The organism is Microcystis sp. LEGE 08355 (assembly GCF_015207185.1).
GTDB classification, from domain to species: Bacteria; Cyanobacteriota; Cyanobacteriia; order Cyanobacteriales; family Microcystaceae; genus Microcystis; species Microcystis panniformis.
Window position 1 is genome coordinate 1 of sequence record NZ_JADEXI010000517.1, and the last position, 3,287, is coordinate 3,287.

General features: G+C 44.2%; 3 protein-coding genes. 2 read left to right on the forward strand and 1 reads right to left on the reverse strand.

Going from position 1 to position 3,287, the window contains the following annotated elements; genetic code table 11:
• Positions 1–570: 570 nt before the first annotated feature.
• A complete protein-coding gene (glgA, locus tag IQ242_RS20300; RefSeq protein ID WP_193961198.1) occupies positions 571–1,998 on the forward strand; it encodes a glycogen synthase GlgA in 1,428 nt (475 codons plus the stop codon).
• A 48-nt stretch (positions 1,999–2,046) separates the two neighbouring features.
• Here glgA and IQ242_RS20305 read toward each other — a convergent pair whose 3' ends face one another.
• Positions 2,047–2,652 (reverse strand): VWA domain-containing protein, encoded by a 606-nt coding sequence (locus IQ242_RS20305; RefSeq protein WP_193961199.1) that lies wholly within the window; start codon positions 2,650–2,652, stop codon positions 2,047–2,049.
• 213 nt (positions 2,653–2,865) lie between these two features.
• Between IQ242_RS20305 and IQ242_RS20310 the strand changes: the two genes are divergently transcribed.
• Complete coding sequence (locus tag IQ242_RS20310) at positions 2,866–3,198, forward strand: TMEM165/GDT1 family protein (protein ID WP_193961200.1); 333 nt, start codon at positions 2,866–2,868, stop codon at positions 3,196–3,198.
• Positions 3,199–3,287: the final 89 nt, after the last annotated feature.

Here is a 3,287-nt window from a genome sequence, read left to right on the forward strand (position 1 = left end):
CTAATTCATGAATTAGCCCTACGCCGATTGTAGGGCTAATTCCACTGCTAAATCGAGCGACTCTTGTTCCCCACTTAAGCCCAACCATCGGCACTATTCGTTCATTAAACACTAATTGTCAAGATGCAATGCTATCCTTGCTATCAAAGTAATTTCAGTTCCTAGCTGATTCGGAGCATCTTTCAATTTGACAACGCCGGTATTTATGCAAGTATTTTAAGATTGTCAAATTTTTATTTGAATTTTGTATTGATGATTGATCATAAATTTGATTTTCCTAAAATTCATCAATACATTTGTTTTTAGAAAATGATTTAGGATTGCTATAGTTTACTTTGTCTTCTTTGGTAGAGTCCATCCAAAATCTTAAACACTTATTCCGAATAAAAAGCTGGCAAAAAAAGGCTACAAAACTTAATAATGTCCAAAACAGGTAATTTTCCCCTCGTTGGCTCTCTGGTTGGTGAAAGAAAAATCTAGGCTAATCCGATAATAACCTGCTGGCAAATCCTGCTAGGGGGGTTTTATCTGTTAAAATTTCTTGTCGTCGTGAAGTAAAGCGGGAAGAGTATGCGAATTCTATTTGTGGGTGCCGAGGCCGCCCCAATTGCCAAAGTTGGGGGAATGGGGGACGTAATTGGGGCATTACCGAAAGTCCTGCGTCAGCTAGGTCATGACGTGCGGATTTTTCTGCCCTACTACGGTTTTCTCCAGGAAAAAATGGACATCCCTTCCGAACCCATTTGGTCAGGATTCGCCATGTTTCAGGATTTTTTAGTCTATGAGACGGTTTTACCCGATACGGATATTCCTCTCTACCTCTTTGGTCATCTAGCTTTCTCTGGACGCAGTATCTACGGAGGCGAAGATGAGGCCTGGCGATTTACCCTATTTGCCAATGGTGCGGCGGAATTCGCTTGGAATTACTGGAAACCGCAAGTTATTCACTGTCATGATTGGCATACGGGCATGATTCCCGTCTGGATGCACCAAGACCCCGATATTAGCACCGTTTTTACTATCCATAATCTCGCCTACCAGGGTCCTTGGCGGGAGGCGTTAGAAAAAATGACTTGGTGTCCTTGGTATATGCAGGGCGATAATACCATGGCTGCGGCGGTTCAATTTGCCAATCGCGTCACCACCGTCTCTCCCACCTATGCCCGTCAAATACAGACTCCCATTTATGGCGAAAATTTAGAAGGATTATTGTCCTATATTTCCGGCAATCTGGTGGGGATTGTCAACGGCATCGATACGGAGGTGTATGACCCGGCTAAAGATGTTTATCTTAAGCAGAATTTTACCCCAGAAACCATCGAAAAACGTCTGGCCAATAAAATTGCCCTGCAAGAAGAAGTGGGGCTACAGGTCAGTAAAAGTGCCTTTGTCATGGCGATGGTGACGCGTTTGGTGGAACAAAAAGGTATTGATCTAGTGATGCAAATTTTAGATCGCTTTCTCACCTATACTGATGCACAATTGATTATTTTAGGTACAGGCGATCGCTATTATGAAACCCAACTATGGGAGATGACTTCCCGTTTCCGGGGGCGAATGTCCCTGCATCTTCTCTATAGTGATGCTCTTTCCCGTCGCATCTATGGGGGGGCCGATGCTTTGTTAATGCCTTCCCGTTTTGAACCCTGCGGCATTTCCCAATTAATGGCCATGCGTTACGGTTGTATTCCCATGGTACGCCGCACCGGTGGTTTAGTCGATACGGTGTCTTTCCACGACCCGATTCAGGAAAAAGGAACAGGATTTAGTTTCGATCGCTATGAACCTTTAGACCTGTTTACCTGTATGATCCGGACTTGGGAAAGTTTTCGTTATAAACAGGATTGGCAAAAACTACAGCAACGGGCAATGACTCAAGATTTTAGTTGGTATAAATCCGCTTTGGAATATCTCAAAATCTACAAACAAATCACGGGACAATCGGAGCAATTATCCGATGAGGAAAAAGATAAATTGGTCGCCCTGACTAGCAGTTAAATCCTGATTTAGTAGGGGTGAAGAGATATCACCCCTACTGGCTAGAAATTAACCGGTGATGGCGTTGAGAAGAACTTCCGCTAGGGTCATATCTTCCATATCATCGATAGTAATTGTGTCAACGATATCGAATTTTGCCCCCGCCGATTCTAGCTGATCGTCTAAAGCTTTAAGAAATTCGGTTGCTTGTCGATCATGGCCTACTTGAATCAGAGAAATGGCTAATTCTTGATCGCTATCGAGTTTTCGAGAAGCTTCGATAATTTGACGCATCACCGCTTTGCGATCATCTGGTTCTCCGTCGGTAATCACCAGAATAGTTTCTCCGTTGGGTTTAGTTTTGCTGGCAGTTTTGCGCTGAAAATAATTATCGAGGGCATCTTGAAGCACAGCTGCCAAGTCTGTCCTCCCCATGGGTTCATTTTCTTGATAAATTCGTGTCACCTTATCGGAAGTAACATTATCATAGCGTCGGAAACGTCCGGAAAAAAGATAGATAGTGATGCCGTCGGGATCGATTTCCTCGCACTTTCTAGCCAAGGCGAGGGTGGATTCTTGGGCAATTTGCCAACGGGTTTTCTCGCTGGGTTTATCAGCAGTGGACATACTGCCACTTTTGTCAATAATCAGAGTATAATCTCTGTTTTCTACCATAGGGGCTATACCTCCAAGCAATTTGCGCTCGTCCTAGTCTAATAATTATTAAACTCTAGGATGGAAACTCTACCTCGATCGACTAGGGTTTTTTAACTATTGGGGGGAGGAGACAGCGCCCCCAACAGCAGAAACTATCGCCAGAAAACCGGTCGGGCTAAAATGAAAAAAGTATGAAAATTATTGCTTAACCCGATATTGTGAAATGAGCCGATGAGTGATAGCAAATCGATCGCCTTAACCGAGAAAAAGCCTGAGCATCCACCTTCTTGGAGTTTTTGGACGGTGTTTAGTTCCACCTTTCTAACCGTATTTTTGGCTGAAATCGGCGATAAAACCCAATTAGCCACCCTTCTCATCAGTGCCGAATCCCAATCCCCCTGGGTGGTTTTTGCTGGGGCAGCCAGCGCTTTAATCGCTACCAGTCTCCTCGGTGTCCTGATCGGTTATTGGATTGCTCGTCGTCTTTCCCCGAAAACCTTAGATATCGGTGTCGCTATCCTTCTGCTTTTGATCACTGGTTTACTGATCGGCGATATTCTCTAAGCAATCAGTGATCAAGAGTCGGTCGTCAGGAGATAGGAGACAGGAGACAGGAGATTATTTTATTTATTCTCCCCACACCCCACACCCCA